This window comes from Enterobacter sp. TCD1-1, from assembly GCF_020567405.1.
Classification (GTDB): Bacteria; Pseudomonadota; Gammaproteobacteria; order Enterobacterales; family Enterobacteriaceae; genus Enterobacter; species Enterobacter quasiroggenkampii.
This window is the reverse complement of the sequence record NZ_JAJCXF010000001.1, coordinates 401,115-424,778: the sequence shown is the minus strand read 5'-3', so window position 1 is coordinate 424,778 and position 23,664 is coordinate 401,115. Positions and strand designations below refer to the sequence as shown.

Here is a 23,664-nt window from a genome sequence, read left to right as displayed (position 1 = left end):
TAGGCCGGATAAGCGCAGCGCCATCCGGCAAATTTACTTACGCACTGCGCTGCAGCAGCATCGACTTAATATGGCCGATGGCGCGCGTCGGGTTCAGCCCCTTCGGACACACACTGACGCAGTTCATGATGCTATGGCAGCGGAATACGCTGAAAGCGTCACTCAGTCCTTCCAGACGGCTGTCGGTTTCGGTGTCGCGGCTATCGATCAGGAAGCGATAGGCAGCCAGCAGACCGGCCGGGCCGATAAACTTGTCCGGGTTCCACCAGAACGACGGGCAGGACGTAGAACAGCATGCGCAGAGAATACACTCGTACAGACCATCGAGTTTTTCACGCTGCTCAGGCGACTGTAAGTGCTCACGAGCAGGTGGATTTTGCCCATTATTCAATAAGTAAGGCTTAATCTTCTCATATTGTGCATAGAATTGCCCCATGTCTACCACCAAATCACGCACGACCGGCAGGCCTGGCAGAGGACGGATAACAATTTTCTGACCAGGACGCTGCAACGCTGAAATTGGCGTGATGCAGGCCAGGCCATTTTTGCCGTTCATATTCACACCGTCAGAGCCACACACCCCTTCACGGCAGGAGCGGCGGAACGACAGGGTTGGATCTTTTTCTTTCAGCTGGATTAAGGCATCCAGCAGCATCATGTCACGACCTTCTTCCGCTTCCAGCGTGTAATCCTGCATGCGCGGAGCGTCGTCTACATCCGGGTTATAACGATAAACTGAGAATTCGAGTTTCATTATCCTGTCTCCGCATTAGTAAGTACGAATCTTCGGCGGGAACGCCGGACGCAGTTTCGGTTCCATGTTGACGCTACGACGCGTCATGGTTTCCGACTCTGGCAGATACAGGGAATGGCACAGCCAGTTTTCGTCATCACGCTCCGGGAAGTCGAAGCGGCTATGCGCGCCACGGCTTTCGGTACGGAAGTTTGCCGACATCGCGGTCGCGAACGCGGTTTCCATCAGGTTATCCAGCTCCAGGCACTCAACGCGCTGGGTGTTGAACTCGCTGGAGGTATCGTCCAGACGGGCATTTTTCAGACGCTCGCGGATCGCTTTCAGCTGCTCAAGACCTTTGGCCATCGCGTCGCCTTCACGGAATACCGAGAAGTTGTGCTGCATGCACTCCTGCAGCGCTTTGCGGATTTCCACCGGATCTTCGCCGTTACGGTTGCCGTTCCAGCGGTTGAGGCGCTCAAGAGAGGCATCAATTTCGTCGTCGGTTGCGTCACGCAGCGCGCCCTGCTCGGCAATGGATTCCTGCAGATGCAGACCCACCGCACGACCAAACACCACCAGATCCAGCAGCGAGTTGCCGCCCAGACGGTTTGCGCCGTGTACGGATACGCAGGCAATTTCGCCTACCGCGAACAGGCCAGGAATGACCACGTCTTCGCCCTGCTCGTTCACGGTCAGCGCCTGACCGGTCACTTTGGTCGGAATACCGCCCATCATGTAGTGGCAGGTTGGGATAACCGGAATCGGCTCTTTCACCGGATCGACGTGCGCGAAGGTGCGGGAGAGTTCAAGGATACCCGGCAGACGGGACTCCAGCACTTCTTTACCCAGATGGTCGAGTTTCAGCTTGGCGTGTGGACCCCATGGGCCGTCGCAGCCGCGACCTTCACGGATTTCGATCATGATGGAGCGCGCCACCACGTCACGACCCGCAAGGTCTTTCGCATTCGGGGCATAACGCTCCATGAAGCGCTCGCCGTGTTTGTTCAGCAGGTAGCCACCTTCACCACGGCAGCCTTCCGTCACCAGAACGCCCGCACCGGCGATACCGGTTGGGTGGAACTGCCACATCTCCATATCCTGCACCGGCACGCCCGCGCGGATAGCCATACCGACACCGTCACCGGTGTTGATGTGGGCGTTGGTGGTGGACTGGTAAATACGGCCTGCACCGCCGGTCGCCAGCACGGTAGCACGGGCTTTGAAGTAAACCACTTCACCGGTTTCGATACACAGCGCGGTACAGCCAACAATTGCGCCATCGGCGTTTTTCACCAGATCCAGCGCATACCACTCGGAGAAGATGGTGGTGTGGTTTTTCAGGTTCTGCTGATACAGGGTGTGCAGCAGCGCGTGACCGGTACGGTCAGCCGCCGCCGCGGTGCGTGCCGCCTGCTCGCCGCCGAAGTTTTTCGACTGGCCGCCAAACGGACGCTGATAGATGGTGCCATTTTCCAGACGGGAGAACGGCAGACCCATATGGTCCAGCTCCAGAATCGCTTCCGGGCCGGTTTTACACATATATTCGATGGCATCCTGGTCGCCGATGTAATCGGAACCTTTTACCGTGTCATACATGTGCCATTCCCAGTTATCTTCATGGGAGTTACCCAGCGCAACGGTGATACCGCCCTGCGCGGACACAGTGTGGGAACGGGTCGGGAAAACTTTAGAGAGCAGCGCACAGCTCTGGCCGCTCTGGGAAATTTGCAGTGCGGCACGCATACCTGCGCCACCGGCACCAATCACAACAGCATCAAATTCTCTGACTGGCAGTTTCATTACACACCCCACACCACAACGAATCCATAAATAACGTAAACCACCAGTGCAACGACAATGGCCAGCTGCAGTGGGAGGCGAATCGCCAGCGGTTTAACGTAATCGGTCAACACCTGCCACATGCCAATCCAGGCATGAATAAGGATGGAGAACAGGGCCAGCAGGGTGAACACTTTGGTGAAGGCGGATCCGAAGAACCCACTCCAGATTTCCCACGTCAGCGTGCCGCTGGTCGCGAAGAAACCGATCATATAGATGATGTAGAGGGTGAGAACGATGGCGGTAGCACGGACCAGAATGAAGTCATGTACGCCGTTGCGTCCTAATGCGGAGGCGTTGCTTACCATACGAGAACTCCTGCGAGAAGTGAAAGCACGACTGTAATCACAAATGAAATGTTAGCGGAGCGTTTTCCGGCTTCGAAGGTTTCTTCCAGGTAGCCAAAGTCCATCAGCATATGGCGAACACCCACCACAACGTGGTACGCCAGTGCGGTCAGAATGCCCCACATGATGAATTTCACGAAGAAGCTGTTCATGATGGCTGAGGCCTGGAGGAATCCTTCAGGGGAAGAGAGGCTGGTGCCCAGTAACCACAGCAGAATACCGACCGCCACAAACGTAATCACACCAGAAACACGGTGCAGAATGGACGCTATTGCTGTTACGGGGAACCGGATCGTTTTGAGATCCAGATTGACAGGTCTTTGTTTTTTCACATTTCTTATCATGAATAACGCCCACATGCTGTTCTTATTGTTTCCTTCCTCCGGACTGCGATGCGGGTCAGACAGCGTTCCTTTTCTATAACTGCGCGTCATGCAAAACAGTGCTTACAGATGCTTAAACGACACATTACAACGCTGGGTGGCTCGGGATTGCAGGGTGTTCCGGAGACCTGGCGGCAGTATAGGCCGTTCACAAAATCATTACAATTAACCTACATACAGTTTGTCGGGTTTTCTCTGGAACAGTGATCAGGGTCACGATAACAACATCTTTTTAATTTTTAATCATCTGATTTGACAAATGTTAAACAATATTGTTACAAACATCATCAGAAAAGGCATATAATGCGCAAAAGTTATGAGGTCTCTCTTTCACCTGACAAATAGTTATGTAACAGTGTGATGGTATTGACCGAAGTTATCAGGACAGTTATTAGTGATATACAGGTTTGAATAATTCGGACTGCAAAAACGCTGATTTGCTGTTGTTTCACTGATATTTCATTCGTTTACCTGCAAGGCGCCATAGCTCTGTACCCTGGTTTGTCCTCGTGAGCTGAGCGGTAAGCCAAATAACAATCTGGTAACGGTGATTAACAGCTGAAAGCAAATCCGGTAAAGCGCAGTCTTAAGCATAAGGCGCTAAGGAGACCGTAAATGGCTGATACAAAGGCAACGCTCACCCTAAATGGTGACACTGCTATTGAACTGGATGTGCTAAAAGGCACGCTCGGTCAGGATGTTATTGATATCCGTACGCTGGGTTCCAAAGGGATGTTTACCTTTGACCCTGGATTTACCTCTACCGCATCTTGCGAATCCAAAATCACCTTCATTGACGGTGACGAAGGTATCCTGCTCCATCGCGGCTTCCCTATCGATCAGTTAGCCACCGAATCCAACTACCTGGAAGTGTGCTACATCCTGCTGAACGGCGAAAAACCGACGCAGGCCCAGTTCGATGAATTTAAAACCACCGTGACCCGTCACACCATGATCCATGAGCAGATTACCCGTCTGTTCCATGCGTTCCGTCGTGACTCTCACCCAATGGCTGTGATGTGCGGAATTACCGGTGCGCTGGCAGCGTTCTACCACGATTCCCTTGACGTAAATAATCCGCGTCACCGTGAAATCGCCGCTTACCGTCTGCTGTCCAAAATGCCGACCATGGCGGCGATGTGTTACAAATACTCCATCGGTCAGCCGTTTGTGTATCCGCGCAACGACCTCTCCTACGCGGGCAACTTCCTGCGCATGATGTTCTCCACGCCGTGCGAAGAGTATGAAGTGAACCCGGTTCTGGAACGCGCGATGGACCGTATTCTGATCCTGCATGCTGACCACGAACAGAACGCCTCGACCTCCACTGTCCGTACCGCGGGCTCTTCAGGCGCGAACCCGTTCGCCTGTATCGCTGCGGGCATCGCCTCCCTGTGGGGACCGGCGCACGGCGGCGCGAACGAAGCGGCACTGAAGATGCTGGAAGAGATCAGCACCGTTGAGCATATTCCTGAGTTCGTGCGTCGCGCGAAAGACAAGAATGATTCCTTCCGCCTGATGGGCTTCGGTCACCGTGTTTACAAAAACTACGACCCACGCGCCACCGTGATGCGTGAGACCTGCCACGAAGTGCTGAAAGAGCTGGGTACCAAAGATGACCTGCTGGAAGTGGCGATGGAGCTGGAACACATCGCGCTGAACGACCCGTACTTCATCGAGAAGAAACTCTACCCGAACGTCGATTTCTACTCTGGTATCATCCTGAAAGCGATGGGCATTCCGTCTTCCATGTTCACCGTCATCTTCGCGATGGCCCGTACCGTAGGATGGATTGCGCACTGGAACGAAATGCACAGCGAAGGCATGAAGATCGCCCGTCCTCGTCAGCTGTATACCGGCTACGAGCAGCGTGATTTTAAGTCTGACCTGAAGCGCTAAAAGTTAAGCCCGGTGGCGCTACCGCTTACCGGGCCTACAATTAAATGCGAAACGTAGGCCGGGTAAGGCGTAGCCGCCACCCGGCTTTTTTACATCTGGCACCCTGGACACCAGTAAAACGGTCTGGAAGAGATCGTAGCCTTCTCAATCACGCCGCCGCACCGCTCGCACTTTTTCCCCGCCCGATGAAACACCTTGAACCGGAACAGCGCCCCGTGGTGCTTGTTTTCATCTACGATGCCGCGCGTGTTGTACGACAGCCGCGGGATGTCCAGCAGCGCGTGGGACAGCGCCTCCAGCTGTTCATCGCTCAGCTGAGAGGCTTTGTGCTGCGGCGCCAGCCCGACTTCCCAGAGGATTTCCACCCGCAGGTAGTTGCCAAGCCCGGCCAGAAACGCCTGGTCAAGAAACAGGCCGGAAAACTGCCGGTTGCGGAATGTGGGCGATAGCAGTCGGGCCTTCACATCGCTCGCCGTCAGACGCATATCCAGCACGTCCGGCCCCACTCGCTGTAGAAACGGGTGCGTGAGGAGTTGCTCCGGCGTTAACATTTCGATATCAGAGGCGCTATAGAGCAGGATCGCCTTATCGGCCGTTTGCAGCCTGACGCGCAGCACGCGGGTAGTCTGCGGCTGTTCACCCGCCTCCACCACTCGCCAGACGCCGTAAAGCTGGTTATGGCTATATAACGTCAGGTTATGGGAAAAATGCGTGAGCAGCGCTTTGCCGCGCGTTTCAATATGCGTTACCGACTGCCCCACCAGCTGTGATTCAAACGGTTTCAGTTGAGGAAAAGCAAACCAGACCTCCGTCAGGGGTTTGCCCTTTATCGCCGCCTCGAGGCTATCCGCCGCGCGGCGGATCTCCGGGCCTTCTGGCATTTTTCCGTCCTTTCATGATTAGTCTGCGCTGACAAGAATGCCCTCTTCAGAGAACGCTGCCCGCAAGCGGCGCGCGAACTGGAGCGCATGCTCGCCATCACCATGTAAACATACCGTATCAGCCTGAACGTGCGCCGTTGTGCCATCCACGGCGGTCACTCGTCTGTAGCGCACCATCTCCAGCGTCTGCGCCAGCGCTTGACCTTCGTCCGTTATCAACGCACCAGCTTGCGTACGCGGTACAAGACTGCCATCGGGTTGATAACCCCGGTCGGCAAACACCTCCTGCCGCGTGGTTAACCCCAGACGCTGGCCGGCGCGAATAAGCTCGCTGCCTGCCAGCCCCACAAGGATCAGCTGCGGGTTGCAATCGCGTACCGCGCGGGCAATCGCCTCCGCCAGCGCCGGATCTTTTGCCGCCTGGTTATAGAGCATGCCGTGCGGCTTCACGTGGCGCAGCACGCCCTTCCCGGCGCGAACCATCGCCTCCAGCGCGCCAATCTGGTAGAGCACCTGAGCGTAGACCGTCTCAGGCGGCAGGTCCATCGCGGTGCGGCCAAAGTTTTCCCGGTCAGGGAAGCTCGGGTGAGCGCCAATCGCTACGCCATTTTTGATGGCATGGCGCACGCTCTCTAGCATGGTTTGCGCATCGCCCGCGTGAAAGCCGCAGGCGATATTGACCGAGGAGACCAGCGTCATCAGCGCCGCATCGGCGCTGCCGCCCTCGCCCAGATCGGCATTCAAATCAATCTTTACCATCGAGCCTCCACGCCAGCTGTTCGAGATAGCGCTGCTGATCCTGCCGCGCCTTTAGCGCCTCCTCCAGCGAACACTGCACAAAGTGAATCGGCTGTCCGAGGGGAATTTGCGCCAGATGGTAGCGATCGGCTTCAATGATGCAGGCAATTCGCGGATAGCCGCCCGTCGTCTGCGCGTCGTTCATTAACACGATCGGTTGCCCGTTGCCCGGCACCTGAATAACCCCAGGCAGTAAACCGTGGGAAAGCAGTTCCCTGTCGGTCGTCCGGATCAGCGGCTGCCCCTGCAGGCGGTAGCCCATACGGTTACTCTGCGGACTGAGCTTCCACGGCGAGCGCCAGAAGGACTCTTTGGAGGCCTCGTCGAACTCATGATATTCCGGCCCCGGTAAGGCGCGGATCTGGTTTCCCCAGAGAAGTTGTTTCACCCCCTGCGCCGTCGAGAAGTGACGCGAGGAGGGCTTAATCGCCAGGCGATCGCCATCGCGCAACAAACGTCCCTGATGACCACCAATCCCGGCTTTCTGATCGGTACTGGATGAGCCCAGCACCTCAGGCACATCAATGCCACCAGCCACCGCGAGATAGCTACGTACGCCGTGCAAAGGACGCTTTAAGGTCAGACGCTGTCCGGCTTTCGCCCGCAGACGCCAGCCGGTCCACACCGCTTTGCCGTCCAGCGTGGCATCACAGCCTGCGCCGGTGAGCGCGAACCAGGTCTCCTGACCAAACTCAATGACGCACTGGCCGAGCGTAATTTCGAGCGCCGCCGTGCTGCCGGGGTTGCCCACCAGCACGTTAGCGATTTCCAGCGCAGGACGGTCCAGCGCGCCACAATAGCTCACGCCCGACTGGCGCATGCCAAAGCGGCCGGCATCCTGTACGGAGGTATAAAGCCCGGCGCGAATAAGCGTTAACATACCCCCTCCTTCTGCGGGATAAAGCGAAGTGTATCGCCCGGGCGCAGGAGTATTGGCGACGCCAGCCCGGGGTCAAATAACGGGGTGGCGGTATGCCCAATAAGCTGCCAACCACCGGGCGAAGTCAGCGGATATACGCCGGTCTGCTCGCCACCAATCGCGACCGTCCCCGCCGGTACGCTCAGGCGCGGTTCAGCGCGGCGCGGCGTATGCAGCCGGGGAGATAAGCCCCCCAGATACGGGAATCCGGGCTGGAATCCCAGGAACCAGACGACGTAATCCACCGAACTGTGCAGCTCAACAACCTGCTTTTCGGTGAGTCCGCAATGGTCTGCGACCACACCAAGATCCGGTCCCCCCGTACCGCCATAAACGACCGGGATCTCAATGGCACGCGATTCCGGCTCCAGCGCCTCGCTCTCTTCCCACCAGCGCTGTAAACGTTCAATGGCATCCAGCGCCAGCGTATGCGGACTACGCAGCACCACCGTGATGTTATTCATCCCCGGAATGGCTTCAACTACGTCCGGCAGTTCGACCAGACGCTGGGTTAGTCGCCAGATACGCTTTTGCGTGGCAAGGGTCACCGGCGGCTCGAGCTCCAGAACCACTGCCGTTTCTCCCAGAAGATAACAACGCGCTCGCTGCACTCAGGCACCTCTCATCAGGCCGGATTAGTGATATCAATAAAGGTTACATCCAGTTCGGTATTTTCCGTCAGCCACTCGCTGAGGGCACGAATACCGCCGCGCTCGGTGGCATGATGCCCGGCCGCGTAGAAATGCAGCCCCTGTTCACGTGCCGAATGAATGGTCTGCTCGGAAACCTCGCCGGTGATAAAGGCATCGACACCGAAGCGCGCGGCGCTGTCGATAAAGCCCTGCCCGCCCCCGGTGCACCAGGCAACACGCTTCACCGTATCCGGACCGGTATCGCCGCTCCACAGTGGACGACGTCCCAGGCGCGCTTCAATCCACGAGGCAAGCTCCAGTCCGGGAACCGGCATCGCCAGCTCGCCCCACGGCACCAGCGGCTCAATTTCGCCCATTACGGTGATCCCCAACAGTCGGGCAAGCTGAACGTTGTTGCCAAGCTCCGGGTGCGCGTCCAGCGGCAGGTGGTAACCGTACAGGTTGATGTCATTTGCCAGCAACGTTTTCAGGCGGTTGCGCTTCATGCCGCGAATAATCGGTGATTCGTTTTTCCAGAAGTAACCGTGATGGACAATCACCGCATCGGCTTCCTGACGGACAGCCTCGTCCAGCAGCGCCTGGCTTGCCGTGACGCCGGTGATAATTTTCTGCACCGTTTCGCGCCCTTCTACCTGCAGGCCATTTGGACCGTAGTCGCTAAAGGAGGCGGTATTGAGTTTTTCGTTAATCAGGCGTTCCAGTTCGCTGTTTTTCATCATCACTCTCTTATGCTTTGCGGGCCGCTTCGTACGCAGCCAGCGTGGCGACACGCGCCTGTTTATGGTCAACGATCGGACGGGGATAATTCAGTTTTACACGCTGTTTATCCGCCCATGCCCACGGTTCGTGGATCGCTTTAGCCGGTATCTCTTTTAGTTCAGGGAGCCAGCGGCGGATAAACTCGCCGTTCTCATCAAATTTTTGTCCCTGAGTGGTTGGATTAAATATCCGAAAATAGGGAGCCGCATCGGTGCCCGTAGAGGCCGCCCACTGCCAGCCGCCGTTATTCGCGGCGAGATCGCCGTCGATCAGCTGAGAAATAAAATAGCGCTCTCCGATACGCCAGTCGATAAGCAGATCCTTCACCAGAAAGCTCGCGGTAATCATTCGCAGGCGGTTGTGCATCCACCCCGTCTCATTGAGCTGACGCATCGCGGCATCAACAATCGGATAGCCCGTCTCCCCTTTTTTCCAGGCCTGTAAAAGTGCCTCATCATGCTGCCATTTTACGTTGTCGGTCCAGGGAATGAACGGACGATGCTTACAGAGATCGGGATGATACGTCATCAGATGGCGGTAGAACTCACGCCAGATAAGCTCGTTCAGCCAGACAGAACCGGTGCCTCCATCCAGCGCCTGCGGCTGCTCGGCCAGAAGACGGTGTAAACACTGGCGAGGAGAGATCGCGCCCAGCGCCAGACAGGCCGACAGGCGGCTGGTGCCCTCGATGGCCGGAAAATCCCGCCGCGCGTCGTAGTTGGCCGCGTCCTGTTTGCAGAACTGGCGGAGTTGAGCGATGGCCGCTTTTTCATCGGCGGGGAACAGCGTTTTATCAAACGGCTCCTGTGGGTAGTCAAACGTCAGTTCAGACAGGTCCTTCAGGGGTTCGCCCCTCGCGGCAGGCGCGGCAACGCACTCCGGCAGCGACTCTTTCAGACGCTTGATAAAGGCATTTTTAAACGGAGTGAAAACTTTATACATCTCACGGTTGCCGGTCATCACGCTGCCCGGCGCCAGCATCACGCTGTCATCAAATCCTTCACAGACCACATCTTCCAGTATCTTCTCCAGCTGACGGTCGCGCTGCTGCTCGTTGAATTCGTACTGATAGTTGTAAAAAAGATGCGTGACGTTGTGCTGCTTACAGGTCTCCTGCACCGTCTGCAGCTGTGCGGCAAAATCACTTACCTCTTTATAAATCAGCGGTATGCCTTTTCCGGCAAGCGAATGCTGCAGATCGGTCAGATACGCACGCAGCAAGGCCGCCTGGCGTGGCGCCATATCATGCTGCCGCCACTGCTCGGGCGTAGCCACAAACAGAGCCAGTACGTTAGCGTCTTTGGCGCGGCAGGCCGCCGCCAGGGCGATGTTGTCATGTACGCGCAGGTCCGCGCGAAACCAAACCAGATGGGTGGGCATAAAACTCCAGGCAAATATCCATTATGTCCGTAAGGGCATGCCGTAAAAGGAAAAAGCATGTATTGAACTACTTTGCCATGAAGTGTAGACGGGATGAAATAAAAAAGGCCGCCCAAGGCGGCCTTAACGCTACTTGTCCTGCGCTATCGTGGTAAATGCAACAAACCCGATCGGTTCATCACTTTTGACAACGAGTACGCTGGCGACAATGAACGCGATGCAAAAATAGCGTTTCATTATGCGGTCCCTGCTGCTAACCGCTCCACCGTTCACCACCGGTGATAAGTCGGTGGACACAAGCCCGGGTAGGCGGGCTGCTTTACGGCTGTAAAAGTACCTTTCCCAGGACCGATGCCCATTTGCGAGATGGCGGAAAGGGACGCCGCATCATAATGAACATCCGCTGCAAAGGTAAGATACTCGAAGAAAATTAGGATTTTATAAAGGCCTGGAGGGATTGCCATCTGCTTACAGGAGGGTATGATAAAAATCCCGGGTAGGGGCTGCAAGACCACCCAACGGACCGCGAATCCCGAGGGACAAAAAAACCGCCACATTGCTGTTGGCGGTTTTTTTATTGCTGTGTGTAGTCTTAGTAGAAGTCGCAGGTCGCTTTCTCGGCCTGATCCATCCATACCGGCTTCTCGCTGGTTTTCGCCCAGACGCGGTGCAGATAGCTATAAAAACGTGCACGATCTTTCCAGAACAGCATCACCGGCAGAGCCAGCACGCCAGCCACTACGGCGAAAGCGCGGCGCATGAACACGATATGAGCCGGAAACTCTTTATAAAGATCCATATTTTTCTCCCCTATAGTTGGCCGGAAACGTCATCCGGAAAATTCAAAATCTGTGACCTGGCTAAAATAATATCGCTTTGTTTGTAATTTTACTACTCATCCGACCACTTATTTTCGTCCGTTTAGCCAAAATTTACATTCACGCCGTAATTAAGTTACAAAAAAGTTAACGATTTACTTATCAATAGTTAAATTGTGGACTTTGCCATTTTTATACTTTTTTTACACCCACCCTTCTCATTTTTGCGAAATCTTTGCGCCATAAATCCTACCGTTAGCACAACAACAAAAGTCACCCGGAGGTGGATTGTGAGTGCAGGTCTTATTGCCGGTATCGTGCTGGTGTTCCTGTTATTGGGTTATCTGGTTTATGCCCTGATTAATGCGGAGGCATTCTGATGGCTGCTCAGGCGTTTTTGCTTATTGCCAGTTTCTTAGTGGTGTTGTTCGTCCTGGCAAGGCCACTGGGCTCGGGGCTGGCACGGCTGATCAATAACGTTCCCCTGCCCGGCACGGGAAGCGTTGAAAAAGGGATCTGGCGTGTACTGGGTGTAGACGATCGGGAGATGAACTGGCGTGATTATCTGATCGCCATTCTGCTGCTGAACATTGTCGGGCTCATTGCGCTTTTTGCCATGCTGATGTTGCAGGGTATCCTGCCGCTGAATCCGCAACAATTACCGGGCCTGTCCTGGCATCTTGCGCTGAACACGGCAGTCAGTTTTGTCACCAACACCAACTGGCAGTCCTATTCCGGTGAAACCACGCTCAGCTACTTCAGCCAGATGGTCGGATTAACCGTGCAGAACTTCCTCTCTGCCGCCAGCGGTATTGCGGTGATCTTCGCGCTGACGCGTGCGTTTGCACGTCAGAAAGTGAGTACGTTAGGTAACGCATGGGTAGACCTGACGCGCATTACGCTGTGGATCCTGCTGCCGATTGCGCTGCTGATCGCGCTGTTCTTCATTCAGCAGGGCAGCCTGCAAAACCTGCTGCCTTACGCCCCTTATACCTCGCTGGAAGGCGCAAAACAGCTCTTGACGATGGGGCCAGTAGCGTCGCAGGAAGCCATCAAAATGCTCGGAACGAACGGTGGCGGCTTCTTCAACGCCAACTCCTCGCACCCGTTTGAAAACCCTACCGCCCTGACCAATTTTGTGCAGATGCTGGCGATTTTCCTGATCCCCGCCGCGCTCTGCTTTGCCTTTGGCGACGTGGTTAACGATCGCCGTCAGGGGCGTACCCTGCTCTGGACCATGTCGCTTATCTTTGTGGTCTGTGTTGCGCTGGTGATGTGGGCCGAATGGCAGGGTAATCCGCACTTCCTCTCACTCGGGGCCGATAGTGCAATCAATATGGAAGGTAAAGAGAGCCGCTTTGGCATTCTCGCCAGCAGCCTGTATGCGGTGGTCACCACGGCTGCGTCGTGCGGGGCCGTCAATGCCATGCATGATTCCTTTACGGCGCTGGGCGGCATGATCCCGATGTGGCTGATGCAGATTGGCGAGGTGGTGTTTGGCGGCGTGGGCTCCGGTCTTTACGGCATGCTGCTGTTCGTGCTGCTGGCGGTGTTTATTGCCGGTCTGATGATTGGCCGCACCCCGGAATATCTGGGTAAAAAAATCGACGTCCGCGAGATGAAATTAACCGCGCTGGCAATCCTGGTCACCCCGGCTCTCGTGCTGCTCGGCACCGCGCTGGCGCTGATGACCGAGGCCGGACGCAGCGGCATCTTTAACCCCGGCATTCACGGTTTTAGTGAAGTGCTGTATGCCGTCTCCTCTGCCGCCAACAACAACGGCAGCGCCTTTGCAGGCTTAAGCGCCAACTCTCCGTTCTGGAACTGTCTGCTGGCGTTCTGCATGTTCGTGGGCCGCTTCGGGATCATTGTGCCGGTTATGGCGATAGCCGGATCGCTGGTGAACAAAAAAATCCAACCGACCACCACCGGGACATTACCGACCCACGGCGCGCTGTTTATCGGCCTGCTGACGGGCACCGTGTTGCTGGTCGGCGCCCTGACCTTTATCCCCGCCCTCGCGTTAGGCCCGGTCGCGGAATACCTCTCTTTACGCTGATTTTGCGGAGAAATTGTCATGAGTCGTAAACAACTGGCCCTGTTCGAACCGTCATTAGTTCGCCAGGCGCTCATGGATGCGGTGAAAAAGCTGAGCCCGCGCGTGCAGTGGCACAACCCGGTGATGTTTATCGTCTGGGCGGGAAGCGTCCTGACCACCGCCCTGGCGATTGCCATGGGAACGGGCCATATGCCGGGAAATGCGATGTTTACCGGCGCCATCAGCCTGTGGCTGTGGTTTACCGTGCTGTTCGCCAACTTTGCAGAAGCGCTGGCGGAAGGCCGGAGTAAAGCCCAGGCCAACAGCCTGAAAGGGGTGAAAAAAACCGCCTTCGCGCGCAAGTTACGTGAGCCGAAATACGGTGCCCAGATGGACCACGTTCCGGCGGATGAACTGCGTAAAGGCGATGTGGTGCTGGTGGAAGCCGGTGACATCATCCCTTGCGACGGCGAAGTCATTGAAGGGGGCGCATCGGTGGATGAAAGCGCCATCACCGGCGAATCCGCGCCGGTGATCCGTGAGTCCGGCGGCGATTTCGCCTCCGTGACGGGCGGGACGCGCATTCTCTCCGACTGGCTGGTGATCCAGTGCAGCGTTAACCCGGGTGAAACCTTCCTCGACCGGATGATCGCCATGGTGGAAGGCGCACAGCGCCGGAAAACGCCAAACGAGATTGCCCTGACCATCCTGCTGGTGGCCCTGACCATTGTCTTCCTGCTGGCAACCGCCACGCTGTGGCCGTTCTCCGCCTATGGCGGCACCGCGGTCACCGTCACGGTGCTGGTGGCGCTGCTGGTTTGTCTGATCCCTACCACCATCGGCGGCCTGCTGTCGGCCATCGGCGTGGCTGGCATGAGCCGTATGCTCGGTGCCAACGTCATCGCCACCAGCGGGCGTGCCGTAGAAGCCGCCGGTGACGTGGATGTGTTGCTGCTGGATAAAACCGGCACCATTACCCTCGGTAACCGCCAGGCGTCGGATTTCTTACCCGCCCCGGGCGTGGATGAAAAAACGCTGGCGGATGCCGCCCAGCTCTCATCCCTTGCCGATGAAACCCCGGAAGGCCGCAGTATTGTGATCCTCGCCAAGCAGCGCTTTAACCTGCGCCAGCGCGACGTTCAGAGCCTGCACGCCACGTTCGTGCCCTTCACGGCACAAACCCGCATGAGCGGCATCAACATTCAGGATCGCATGATCCGTAAAGGCTCGGTTGACGCGATTCGCCGCCACATTGAGGCCAACAACGGTCACTTCCCGCCGGAAGTGGACAGTCTGGTCGAAAGCGTGGCCCGTCAGGGGGCGACGCCGCTGGTGGTGGCCGAAGGCGCGCGCGTGCTCGGGGTGATTGCGCTGAAGGATATCGTCAAGGGCGGCATTAAGGAGCGCTTTGCCCAGCTGCGTAAGATGGGGATCAAAACGGTAATGATCACCGGGGATAACCGTCTTACCGCCGCGGCGATTGCCGCCGAAGCGGGCGTGGATGATTTCCTTTCTGAAGCCACCCCGGAAGCCAAGCTGGCACTGATTCGTCAGTATCAGGCGGAAGGCCGTCTGGTGGCGATGACCGGCGACGGGACCAACGATGCCCCTGCCCTGGCACAGGCCGACGTGGCGGTGGCGATGAACTCCGGAACCCAGGCGGCAAAAGAGGCGGGCAATATGGTCGACCTCGACTCTAACCCAACCAAGCTGATTGAGGTGGTGCACATCGGCAAGCAGATGCTGATGACGCGCGGTTCGCTGACCACGTTCAGCATCGCCAACGACGTGGCGAAGTATTTCGCCATCATTCCGGCCGCGTTTGCCGCGACCTATCCGCAATTAAATGCGTTGAACGTGATGCACCTGCACTCTCCGGCCTCGGCCATTCTGAGCGCAGTCATCTTTAACGCCCTGATTATTGTCTTCCTGATCCCGCTGGCGCTGAAGGGCGTGAGCTACAAGCCGCTCACGGCGGCCGCCATGCTGCGCCGTAACCTGTGGATTTATGGCCTGGGCGGTCTGGTGGTGCCCTTCGTCGGTATCAAGGTTATCGACCTGCTGTTGACGCTGTTCGGCCTGGTTTAAAAGGTGAATCAAATGACCATGTTACGCCCCGCTATACTTCTGTTTATTCTGCTGTCTCTCATTACCGGCGGGCTGTACCCGCTGGTGACCACCGCGCTGGGCCAGTGGTGGTTTAAGGATCAGGCTAACGGCTCGCTGATACTGCAAAACGGTGAAAACCGCGGCTCTCGCCTGATTGGTCAGAACTTTACGGATGCCCGCTACTTCCAGGGACGCCCTTCCGCCACTGCCGAAAGCCCGTATAATCCGATGGCATCCGGCGGCAGCAACCTGGCGGGCAGCAACCCTGAGCTGGACAAAGCCGTCGCTGAGCGCGTAGCAGCCCTGCGCGCCGCGAATCCGCAGGCCAGCCGTGACGTCCCCGTGGAGCTGGTGACCGCCTCGGCCAGCGGGCTGGACTACAGCCTGACGCCGGCAGCGGTGGCATGGCAGATCCCGCGCGTTGCCGCTGCCCGTCAGCTGACCGTCGAACAGGTGAGCAGGCTTGTGGCAGAGCACACGCAAAAGCCGCTGGTCAGCTTCATCGGCATGCCCGTGGTAAATATTGTTGAGCTGAATCTGGCGCTGGACGCGCTAAGGAAAAACTAAATGACCGACGAGCCCATGCGCCCGGATCCGGACAGGCTGCTCGAACAAACAGCTGAAGCCCATCGCGGCAAACTGAAAATTTTCTTCGGCGCCTGCGCGGGCGTCGGGAAAACCTTCGCCATGCTGACGGAAGCCCAGCGGCTTCGGGCGCAGGGGCTCGATATTCTGATCGGCGTGGTTGAAACCCACGGACGTAAAGAGACAGCATCACTGCTGAAGGGGCTGGCTACCCAGCCGCCCCGCCGCATCAGCCATCGCGGTCGGTTAGTTACTGAATTCGATCTCGATGCCGCCCTCGCCCGCCGTCCCGCGCTTATCCTGATGGACGAGCTGGCGCACAGCAATGCGCCTGGCTCACGCCATCCAAAACGCTGGCAGGATGTTGAAGAATTACTTGAAGCCGGTATCGATGTGTTCACCACGGTAAACGTTCAGCATCTCGAAAGTCTGAACGACGTGGTCAGCGGCGTGACCGGCATTCAGGTGCGCGAGACGGTGCCCGATCCCTTCTTTGATTCCGCGGACGAGGTGGTGCTGGTCGACCTTCCGCCCGATGATTTGCGCCAGCGCCTGCACGAAGGCAAAGTGTATATCGCCGGCCAGGCCGAGCGCGCCATCGAACATTTCTTCCGTAAAGGCAACCTGATAGCCCTGCGCGAGCTGGCCCTGCGCCGAACCGCCGACCGGGTGGACGATCAGATGCGTGCCTGGCGCGACCTGCAGGGCCAGGAACGCGTCTGGCACACGCGGGATGCCATCCTGCTGTGCGTGGGCCACGGCAGCGGCAATGAAAAGCTTGTCCGCACCGCCGCACGCCTGGCGGCCAAATTTGGCAGCGTCTGGCATGCGGTGTATGTCGAAACGCCGCAGCTGCACGCGCTGCCCGAAAACCAGCGTCGCGCGATCCTGAGTTCGCTGCGCCTGGCGCAGGAGTTGGGCGCGGAGACCGCCACCCTTTCCGATCCGCAGGAAGATAAAGCGATTCTGCGCTACGCGCGCGAGCATAACCTGGGGAAAATCGTCATCGGCCGTCGCCAGCATCGCCGCTGGTTTAGCCGCGAATCCTTTGCCGACAAGCTGGCCCGTCGTGCGCCGGATCTGGATCTGGTGATCGTGGCGCTGGATGACAAACCTACCCCCTTACCCAATCGTGCGCCGGACAGCCGCACCTTCAGCGATAAATGGCGCATTCAGCTTCGCGGCTGTCTTGTCGCCGTCGTGCTCTGCGCCCTGATTACCGTGATTGCCAGCCAGTGGCTGATTGCGTTTGATGCCGCCAACCTGGTGATGATCTACCTCCTGGGCGTGGTAGTGGTGGCCCTCTTTTACGGGCGCTGGCCGTCGGTCCTGGCGACGGTTGTTAACGTCATCAGCTTCGATCTGTTCTTTATTGCCCCCCGCGGGACGCTGGCCGTCTCGGACGTACAGTACATCCTCACCTTCGCGGTGATGCTCACCGTCGGGCTGGTGATCGGGAATCTGACGGCGGGCGTGCGCTATCAGGCGCGTATCGCCCGCTATCGCGAACAGCGTACGCGTCATCTCTACGAGATGTCGAAATCGCTGGCGGTGGGCCGTACGCCGCTGGATATCGTGCAGACCAGCGAGCAGTTTATTCGCTCGACGTTTCATGCCAGCAACCTGATTTTACTCCCGGACGAACACGGTAAGCTGCGCCCGCTGACCTCGGCCACCGGCATGACGCCCTGGGACGAGGCCATCGCACGCTGGAGCTTTGACAAAGGCTTACCGGCGGGCGCAGGGACCGACACCCTCCCCGGCGTGCCCTATCAAATTCTGCCGCTGCGCAGTGCCGATAAAAATCAGGGGCTGGTCATCGTGGAGCCTTCCAACCTGCGCCAGCTGATGATCCCCGAACAGCAGCGTTTACTGGAGACATTTACCCTACTGGTGGCCAGCGCGCTGGAACGACTGGCCCTCACCGCCAGCGAGGAACAGGCCCGGCTGGCGAGCGAGCGTGAAAGCATTCGTAACTCGCTGCTGGCGGCGCTGTCTCACGATCTGCGTACCCCGCTCACCGTCCTGTTTGGTCAGTCAGAAATTCTGACGCTGGACCTGGCGGCGGAAGGCTCTAAACATGCCCTTCAGGCCAGCGAGATCCGCCAGCACGTGCTGAATACCACGCGCCTGGTGAATAACCTGCTCGACATGGCGCGTATCCAGTCAGGCGGATTTAACCTCAAAAAAGAGTGGCTAACGCTGGAAGAGGTGGTGGGCAGCGCGCTGAAAATGCTCGAGCCGGGCCTGGGCGGACGACATATTGCGCTGAACATGCCCGAGCCCCTGACCTTAATTCACGTTGATGGGCCCTTGTTCGAGCGGGTGCTGATCAACCTGCTGGAAAATGCCGCCAAATATGCGGGTGCCAGTGCTCAGATTGGGGTGGATGCGACAGTGGAAGATGGCACGCTTCGCCTTAACGTCTGGGATACCGGCCCCGGCATTCCAGCCGGGCAGGAGTTGGCTATTTTCGAGAAATTTGCACGCGGCAATAAGGAGTCGGCCATTCCGGGTGTGGGGCTGGGGCTGGCAATATGCCAGGCAATCATTGACGTCCACGGCGGGTCCATTTCCGCAGAGAATCGTCCCGAAGGCGGCGCACGTTTTTGTGTTACACTTCCTCTGGAAACCCCGCCAGAACTTAATGAATTACCAGAGGATTTGTGATCAACGTTCTGATTGTTGAAGATGAGATCGCCATTAGCCGTTTTCTGCGCGCTGCGCTGGAAGGAGACGGTCTGCGCGTCCATGATGCGGGTACGCTTCAGCGGGGTTTAATTGAAGCCGCCACCCGCAAGCCGGACCTGGTGATCCTCGATCTTGGACTCCCGGACGGCGACGGCATCGATTTTATTCGTGAAGTCCGGCAGTGGAGCCAGATGCCGATCCTCGTGCTCTCCGCCCGTACTGAAGAGACGGATAAAATCGCCGCGCTGGATGCCGGGGCGGATGACTATCTGATTAAACCGTTTGGTATCGGCGAGCTACAGGCTCGCCTTCGCGTGGCGCTGCGTCGCCACAGCGCCACCACGCCTGCCGATCCAACCTACACGTTTGGGGATATCCGGGTTGACCTGGCCGCGCGGCGCATTGTGCGCGGCGAAGAGGAAATTCACCTCACGCCCATCGAATTTCGCCTGCTCGCCGTGCTGCTTAACAATCACGGCAAGGTTCTCACCCAGCGCCAGCTGCTAAGTCAGGTATGGGGACCTAACGCCGTGGAACATAGTCACTATTTACGCATATATATGGGACACCTTCGTCAGAAACTCGAAGTCGACCCCGCTCGCCCTCGCCATTTATTAACTGAAACCGGTATCGGTTATCGGTTTATGCTCTGAATAACTATTCATTTTATTTTTAAATAGTATCTAAACATCTCAGAAAATATGTCAAAAATAATCCAGTCAGTGTTTTTTCGGATTATTTATGCCCATTTAAAACATTGATAAAACATCCTGTTAACTCATCGATAACAAATCAGAGTTTTGATCTGCGATATTCATCAAAAACGACTATTTATTTCTAAAATGATCGGTTAACGGTGATCTTCTTCACAGTTAATCGCCTTTTCCTAGATAAAATGACCGTGCTTTCAATTACTGAAAGGAAAATGAATCATGGAAAACAACAATCGTTTAATGCCACATATAAGGCGGACAACACATATCATGATGTTTGCCCACCGAAACTGCTTTGACTTTCATCTCTTTAATGCCCGGTAGTCCTTCGACTTCTGGCGCACTCGCTTACAGGTTACCCTGAAACATCTTATTTTACAGGCTATTGCCTGTGAACTCGTGCGCTCATTCATTTTGATTCAGACTCATCCGCACCGGGCGGACTGAATTTCAATCATCAAAAAAGCAATGTACTGATTTTAATCAGCGGCCACCCTTTGCTTTTTTTCCGGAAAATTATCGATTTCTTTTTTGCAAGAAATCGAGGGACGCTTATTACCTAAAATAAAGAGAGAAAGATGAAAAGTTTAAAAATCGCAGCCAGCCGTGCATGCCCGGATTGCTTTATCACCCAGCGTGAACTAGTAGATGTCAGAACCTCTGATTATATCGACGTTGCCGCTATTGTGCTGGCGGTCAGTGATATTACCGACGGCATACTGGAGGAAATAGAAGCCACCGGATTTGGCATTCCTGTTTTTGTTGCGACGCATAAAGAAGAGATCATTCCGGCAGACTATTTATCGCGCATTCATGGCGTATTTGAGTATTCAGACACCAGCAACGACTTTTATGGACGCCAGCTGGAAGCGGCTGCCCTGCGGTATGAAACCCAGCTGCGCCCGCCGTTTTTCCGCGCCCTGGTCGACTACGTGAAGCAGGGCAACAGCGCGTTTGACTGCCCGGGCCATCAGGGCGGCCAGTTCTTCCGTCGCCATCCAGCCGGTAACCAGTTCGTTGATTTCTTTGGCGAGACGCTTTTCCGCGCCGATCTGTGTAACGCCGACGTCGCAATGGGCGATCTGCTGATTCACGAGGGCGCGCCGTGCATTGCGCAGCAACATGCGGCGAAGGTCTTTAATGCCGATAAGACCTACTTCGTGCTGAACGGCACCTCGTCATCTAACAAAGTGGTGCTTAACGCTCTGCTCACCCCGGGCGACCTGGTACTGTTCGACCGTAATAACCACAAATCCAACCATCACGGTGCCCTCCTCCAGGCAGGCGCAACGCCGGTCTATCTGGAAACGGCGCGCAACCCGTACGGCTTTATCGGTGGCATTGACGCCCACTGTTTTGAAGAACATTACCTGCGCGAGCTGGTGGCCGAAGTTGCACCGGGCCGTGCGCGCGATGCGCGTCCGTTCCGTCTGGCGGTGATCCAGCTGGGCACCTATGATGGCACCATCTACAACGCCCGTCAGGTGGTGGATAAGATTGGGCATCTGTGTGATTACATCCTGTTTGACTCCGCCTGGGTGGGTTACGAGCAGTTTATTCCGATGATGGCCGACTGCTCGCCGCTGCTGCTGGAGCTGACCGAAAACGACCCGGGGATTTTGGTTACCCAGTCCGTGCATAAACAGCAGGCTGGCTTCTCGCAGACCTCGCAAATTCACAAGAAAGACAGCCACATCAAAGGCCAGCAGCGCTATGTCCCGCATAAGCGGCTGAATAATGCCTTTATGATGCACGCCTCCACCAGCCCGTTTTATCCGCTGTTTGCCGCGCTGGACATCAACGCCCGTATGCATGAAGGCCAGAGCGGCCGCAACATGTGGATGGACTGCGTGGTGAACGGTATTGAAGCGCGTAAGCTAATCCTGGAGAACTGCCGGTATCTGCGCCCCTTCGTGCCGGAGACGGTGGAGGGCCGTCCGTGGGAAAGCTGGGACACGGCGGAGATTGCGACCAATCTGCGCTTCTTCCACTTCGTGCCGGGTGAAAACTGGCACGCTTTTGAAGGTTACGCTGAGCATCAGTATTTTATCGACCCGTGCAAGCTGCTGCTAACCACGCCGGGCATTAACGCCCGCACCGGCGAGTATGACGATTTCGGCGTGCCCGCCACCATCCTCGCCAACTTCCTGCGTGAAAACGGCATCGTGCCGGAGAAATGCGATCTCAACTCGATCCTGTTCCTGCTCACGCCTGCGGAAGATATGGGCAAACTGCAGCAGCTGGTGGCGCAACTGGTGCGCTTCGAAAAACTGCTCGAGAGCGATGCTCCGCTGAAAGACGTCCTGCCTTCTCTTTACAAACAACATCCGGAACGTTACGCGGATTACACCCTGCGCCAGATCTGCCAGGAGATGCATCACCTGTACGCCCGTCACAACGTGAAACAGCTGCAGAAAGAGATGTTCCGCAAGTCCCATTTCCCACGCGTGATGATGAACCCGCAGGACGCGAACTATGCCTATCTGCGCGGAGAAGTGGAACTGGTCTCCCTGCGCGACGCGGAAGGCCGCATCGCCGCGGAAGGCGCCCTGCCTTATCCGCCGGGGGTGCTGTGCGTTGTCCCTGGGGAGGTCTGGGGCGGCTCCGTGCTGCGCTACTTCACCGCGCTGGAAGAAGGCATCAACCAGCTGCCGGGCTTTGCGCCGGAGCTGCAGGGTGTGTACGTCGAGGAGTGCGAGGGCCGTAAACAGGTTCGCTGTAATGTCATCAAACAACCCGCCGCTCAGCCCGCGCTGCTGAAAGGAGAGAAATTATGAGTAAGTCCAATAAGATGGGCGTGGTGCAGCTGACCATCCTCACCATGGTGAACATGATGGGCTCCGGCATCATCATGCTGCCCACCAAGCTCGCCGAAGTAGGAACTATTTCAATCATCTCCTGGCTGGTGACGGCCGTCGGCTCGATGGCGCTGGCGTGGGCATTTGCCAAGTGCGGGATGTTCAGCCGCAAGTCAGGCGGCATGGGAGGCTACGCCGAGTATGCCTTTGGCAAGTCGGGCAACTTTATGGCCAACTATACCTACGGGGTATCACTGCTGATCGCCAACGTGGCGATTGCCATCTCCGCCGTGGGCTACGGTACGGAGCTGTTTGGCGCGACGCTCAGCCCGGTACAGATTGGTTTAGCCACCATCGGCGTGCTGTGGATCTGCACCGTGGCTAACTTTGGCGGCGCGCGTATCACCGGACAGCTCAGCAGCATCACCGTCTGGGGCGTGATTATTCCGGTTGTCGGCCTGTGCATCATCGGCTGGTTCTGGTTCAGCCCGACCCTGTACGCCAACTCCTGGAACCCGCACCATGTGCCGTTCTTCAGCGCAGTCGGCTCTTCTATCGCCATGACGCTCTGGGCCTTCCTCGGTCTGGAATCCGCCTGCGCGAACGCAGAAGTTGTTGATAATCCGGAAAAGAACGTCCCGATTGCGGTCCTCGGCGGTACGCTGGGCGCGGCGGTGATCTATATCGTCTCGACGAACGTCATTGCGGGCATCGTTCCAAACATGGATCTGGCCAACTCCACGGCGCCGTTCGGGCTGGCCTTCGCGCAGATGTTCACGCCGGAAGTCGGGAAAGTGATTATGGGTCTGATGGTCATGTCGTGCTGCGGTTCACTCCTTGGCTGGCAGTTCACCATCGCGCAGGTGTTTAAATCCTCGGCTGATGAAGGTTACTTCCCAAAAATCTTCTCCCGCGTCACCAAAGCCGATGCGCCGGTGCAGGGCATGCTGGCGATTGTCATCTTCCAGAGTGGATTGTCGCTGATGACCATTAGCCCGTCGCTGAACAGCCAGTTTAACGTGCTGGTCAACCTGGCGGTCGTGACGAATATCATTCCGTATATCCTGTCGATGGCGGCGCTGGTGATTATTCAGAAAGTCGCGAAGGTTGATCCACGCAAGGCGCGTGCGGCAAATATCGTGGCGCTGATTGGGGCAATCTACAGCTTCTATGCACTCTATTCCTCCGGCCAGGAAGCGATGCTGTATGGCGCGATGGTGACCTTTATGGGCTGGACGCTGTACGGTCTGGTGTCACCGCGGTTTGAATTGAAGAATAAGCACAGTTAGGTAAAAGCAAAACGGCAACCCATGGGTTG

Annotated in this window: 21 protein-coding genes; 10 read left to right on the top strand and 11 right to left on the bottom strand. The window is 56.9% G+C overall.

Annotated elements, in window-relative coordinates; all coding sequences use genetic code 11:
* Window positions 1-37: 37 nt before the first annotated feature.
* Genes sdhB through sdhC form a run of 4 tightly spaced genes read right to left on the bottom strand, consistent with a single transcriptional unit; the run spans window position 38 to window position 3,281 of the window.
* A complete protein-coding gene (gene sdhB, locus LJA86_RS02060; protein ID WP_008501090.1) occupies window positions 38-754 on the bottom strand; it encodes a succinate dehydrogenase iron-sulfur subunit SdhB in 717 nt (238 codons plus the stop codon).
* A gap of 15 nt (window positions 755-769) precedes the next feature.
* Complete coding sequence (gene sdhA / locus LJA86_RS02055; protein ID WP_008501089.1) at window positions 770-2,536, bottom strand: succinate dehydrogenase flavoprotein subunit; 1,767 nt, start codon at window positions 2,534-2,536, stop codon at window positions 770-772.
* Window positions 2,536-2,883, bottom strand: coding sequence for a succinate dehydrogenase membrane anchor subunit (sdhD, locus tag LJA86_RS02050; RefSeq protein ID WP_008501088.1), 348 nt, complete (start codon window positions 2,881-2,883; stop codon window positions 2,536-2,538). The genes sdhA and sdhD overlap by 1 nt, the downstream gene beginning before the upstream one ends.
* Window positions 2,877-3,281 (bottom strand): succinate dehydrogenase cytochrome b556 subunit, encoded by a 405-nt coding sequence (gene sdhC / locus LJA86_RS02045; RefSeq protein WP_020684965.1) that lies wholly within the window; start codon window positions 3,279-3,281, stop codon window positions 2,877-2,879. The genes sdhD and sdhC overlap by 7 nt, the downstream gene beginning before the upstream one ends.
* Before the next feature lie 639 nt (window positions 3,282-3,920).
* Here sdhC and LJA86_RS02040 point away from each other — a divergent pair.
* Window positions 3,921-5,204, top strand: a complete 1,284-nt coding sequence (locus LJA86_RS02040) for a citrate synthase (protein ID WP_045909567.1) — start codon at window positions 3,921-3,923, stop codon at window positions 5,202-5,204.
* An 89-nt stretch (window positions 5,205-5,293) separates the two neighbouring features.
* Here the strand turns inward: LJA86_RS02040 and nei are convergent, their stop codons facing one another.
* The 7 genes from nei to LJA86_RS02005 all read right to left on the bottom strand — a co-directional run bounded on the left by nei (window position 5,294) and on the right by LJA86_RS02005 (window position 11,393).
* On the bottom strand, window positions 5,294-6,085 hold the full coding sequence (gene nei / locus LJA86_RS02035) for an endonuclease VIII (RefSeq protein WP_045909568.1): 792 nt from the start codon (window positions 6,083-6,085) through the stop codon (window positions 5,294-5,296).
* Between the two features lie 18 nt (window positions 6,086-6,103).
* Window positions 6,104-6,844: a 5-oxoprolinase subunit PxpA gene (pxpA, locus tag LJA86_RS02030; RefSeq protein ID WP_229225502.1), complete on the bottom strand. Its 741-nt coding sequence runs from the start codon at window positions 6,842-6,844 to the stop codon at window positions 6,104-6,106.
* Complete coding sequence (gene pxpC / locus LJA86_RS02025) at window positions 6,831-7,763, bottom strand: 5-oxoprolinase subunit PxpC (protein WP_229225500.1); 933 nt, start codon at window positions 7,761-7,763, stop codon at window positions 6,831-6,833. The genes pxpA and pxpC overlap by 14 nt, the downstream gene beginning before the upstream one ends.
* Window positions 7,757-8,413, bottom strand: a complete 657-nt coding sequence (gene pxpB / locus LJA86_RS02020) for a 5-oxoprolinase subunit PxpB (protein WP_045909571.1) — start codon at window positions 8,411-8,413, stop codon at window positions 7,757-7,759. Before pxpB ends, pxpC begins: the two co-directional genes overlap by 7 nt.
* 14 nt (window positions 8,414-8,427) lie before the next feature.
* Window positions 8,428-9,171 carry a type 2 GTP cyclohydrolase I gene (locus LJA86_RS02015; protein WP_229226242.1) on the bottom strand — a complete coding sequence of 248 codons (744 nt, stop codon included), beginning with the start codon at window positions 9,169-9,171 and terminating at the stop codon, window positions 8,428-8,430.
* 10 nt (window positions 9,172-9,181) lie between these two features.
* On the bottom strand, window positions 9,182-10,594 hold the full coding sequence (phrB, locus tag LJA86_RS02010; protein WP_229225498.1) for a deoxyribodipyrimidine photo-lyase: 1,413 nt from the start codon (window positions 10,592-10,594) through the stop codon (window positions 9,182-9,184).
* Window positions 10,595-11,186: 592 nt separating this feature from the next.
* On the bottom strand, window positions 11,187-11,393 hold the full coding sequence (locus LJA86_RS02005; protein ID WP_008501079.1) for a YbfA family protein: 207 nt from the start codon (window positions 11,391-11,393) through the stop codon (window positions 11,187-11,189).
* Between the two features lie 309 nt (window positions 11,394-11,702).
* On the opposite strand from LJA86_RS02005, the gene kdpF reads away from it, so the two are divergent.
* The 9 genes from kdpF to potE all read left to right on the top strand — a co-directional run bounded on the left by kdpF (window position 11,703) and on the right by potE (window position 23,635).
* Window positions 11,703-11,792, top strand: a complete 90-nt coding sequence (gene kdpF / locus LJA86_RS02000) for a K(+)-transporting ATPase subunit F (RefSeq protein ID WP_014069365.1) — start codon at window positions 11,703-11,705, stop codon at window positions 11,790-11,792.
* Window positions 11,792-13,471 (top strand): potassium-transporting ATPase subunit KdpA, encoded by a 1,680-nt coding sequence (gene kdpA / locus LJA86_RS01995; protein ID WP_111967391.1) that lies wholly within the window; start codon window positions 11,792-11,794, stop codon window positions 13,469-13,471. The genes kdpF and kdpA overlap by 1 nt, the downstream gene beginning before the upstream one ends.
* A gap of 18 nt (window positions 13,472-13,489) precedes the next feature.
* On the top strand, window positions 13,490-15,538 hold the full coding sequence (kdpB, locus tag LJA86_RS01990) for a potassium-transporting ATPase subunit KdpB (protein ID WP_008501077.1): 2,049 nt from the start codon (window positions 13,490-13,492) through the stop codon (window positions 15,536-15,538).
* Window positions 15,539-15,550: 12 nt separating this feature from the next.
* Window positions 15,551-16,126 (top strand): potassium-transporting ATPase subunit KdpC, encoded by a 576-nt coding sequence (gene kdpC / locus LJA86_RS01985; protein WP_023343593.1) that lies wholly within the window; start codon window positions 15,551-15,553, stop codon window positions 16,124-16,126.
* Window positions 16,127-18,814 (top strand): two-component system sensor histidine kinase KdpD, encoded by a 2,688-nt coding sequence (gene kdpD / locus LJA86_RS01980; RefSeq protein WP_048226107.1) that lies wholly within the window; start codon window positions 16,127-16,129, stop codon window positions 18,812-18,814.
* Window positions 18,811-19,488 (top strand): two-component system response regulator KdpE, encoded by a 678-nt coding sequence (kdpE, locus tag LJA86_RS01975; protein WP_008501074.1) that lies wholly within the window; start codon window positions 18,811-18,813, stop codon window positions 19,486-19,488. The genes kdpD and kdpE overlap by 4 nt, the downstream gene beginning before the upstream one ends.
* Before the next feature lie 279 nt (window positions 19,489-19,767).
* Window positions 19,768-19,872 (top strand): leader peptide SpeFL, encoded by a 105-nt coding sequence (speFL, locus tag LJA86_RS01970; protein WP_003858645.1) that lies wholly within the window; start codon window positions 19,768-19,770, stop codon window positions 19,870-19,872.
* 254 nt (window positions 19,873-20,126) lie between these two features.
* A complete protein-coding gene (speF, locus tag LJA86_RS01965; protein ID WP_229225497.1) occupies window positions 20,127-22,325 on the top strand; it encodes an ornithine decarboxylase SpeF in 2,199 nt (732 codons plus the stop codon).
* Window positions 22,322-23,635: a putrescine-ornithine antiporter gene (gene potE, locus LJA86_RS01960; protein WP_008501072.1), complete on the top strand. Its 1,314-nt coding sequence runs from the start codon at window positions 22,322-22,324 to the stop codon at window positions 23,633-23,635. The genes speF and potE overlap by 4 nt, the downstream gene beginning before the upstream one ends.
* The last annotated feature ends 29 nt before the right edge of the window (window positions 23,636-23,664 follow it).

Excerpts from the sequence above, each read along its gene's own strand:
- speF (WP_229225497.1), top strand. The coding sequence starts at position 20,127 with ATGAAAAGTTTAAAAATCGCAGCCAGCCGTGCATGCCCGGATTGCTTT.
- kdpC (WP_023343593.1), top strand. The coding sequence starts at position 15,551 with ATGACCATGTTACGCCCCGCTATACTTCTGTTTATTCTGCTGTCTCTC.
- pxpC (WP_229225500.1), bottom strand. The coding sequence starts at position 7,763 with ATGTTAACGCTTATTCGCGCCGGGCTTTATACCTCCGTACAGGATGCC.
- sdhB (WP_008501090.1), bottom strand. The coding sequence starts at position 754 with ATGAAACTCGAATTCTCAGTTTATCGTTATAACCCGGATGTAGACGAC.
- kdpB (WP_008501077.1), top strand. The coding sequence starts at position 13,490 with ATGAGTCGTAAACAACTGGCCCTGTTCGAACCGTCATTAGTTCGCCAG.
- LJA86_RS02015 (WP_229226242.1), bottom strand. The coding sequence starts at position 9,171 with ATGAAAAACAGCGAACTGGAACGCCTGATTAACGAAAAACTCAATACC.
- speFL (WP_003858645.1), top strand. The coding sequence starts at position 19,768 with ATGGAAAACAACAATCGTTTAATGCCACATATAAGGCGGACAACACAT.
- LJA86_RS02040 (WP_045909567.1), top strand. The coding sequence starts at position 3,921 with ATGGCTGATACAAAGGCAACGCTCACCCTAAATGGTGACACTGCTATT.
- potE (WP_008501072.1), top strand. The coding sequence starts at position 22,322 with ATGAGTAAGTCCAATAAGATGGGCGTGGTGCAGCTGACCATCCTCACC.
- sdhA (WP_008501089.1), bottom strand. The coding sequence starts at position 2,536 with ATGAAACTGCCAGTCAGAGAATTTGATGCTGTTGTGATTGGTGCCGGT.
- phrB (WP_229225498.1), bottom strand. The coding sequence starts at position 10,594 with ATGCCCACCCATCTGGTTTGGTTTCGCGCGGACCTGCGCGTACATGAC.
- sdhC (WP_020684965.1), bottom strand. The coding sequence starts at position 3,281 with ATGTGGGCGTTATTCATGATAAGAAATGTGAAAAAACAAAGACCTGTC.
- nei (WP_045909568.1), bottom strand. The coding sequence starts at position 6,085 with ATGCCAGAAGGCCCGGAGATCCGCCGCGCGGCGGATAGCCTCGAGGCG.
- pxpA (WP_229225502.1), bottom strand. The coding sequence starts at position 6,844 with ATGGTAAAGATTGATTTGAATGCCGATCTGGGCGAGGGCGGCAGCGCC.
- kdpA (WP_111967391.1), top strand. The coding sequence starts at position 11,792 with ATGGCTGCTCAGGCGTTTTTGCTTATTGCCAGTTTCTTAGTGGTGTTG.
- LJA86_RS02005 (WP_008501079.1), bottom strand. The coding sequence starts at position 11,393 with ATGGATCTTTATAAAGAGTTTCCGGCTCATATCGTGTTCATGCGCCGC.
- kdpD (WP_048226107.1), top strand. The coding sequence starts at position 16,127 with ATGACCGACGAGCCCATGCGCCCGGATCCGGACAGGCTGCTCGAACAA.
- sdhD (WP_008501088.1), bottom strand. The coding sequence starts at position 2,883 with ATGGTAAGCAACGCCTCCGCATTAGGACGCAACGGCGTACATGACTTC.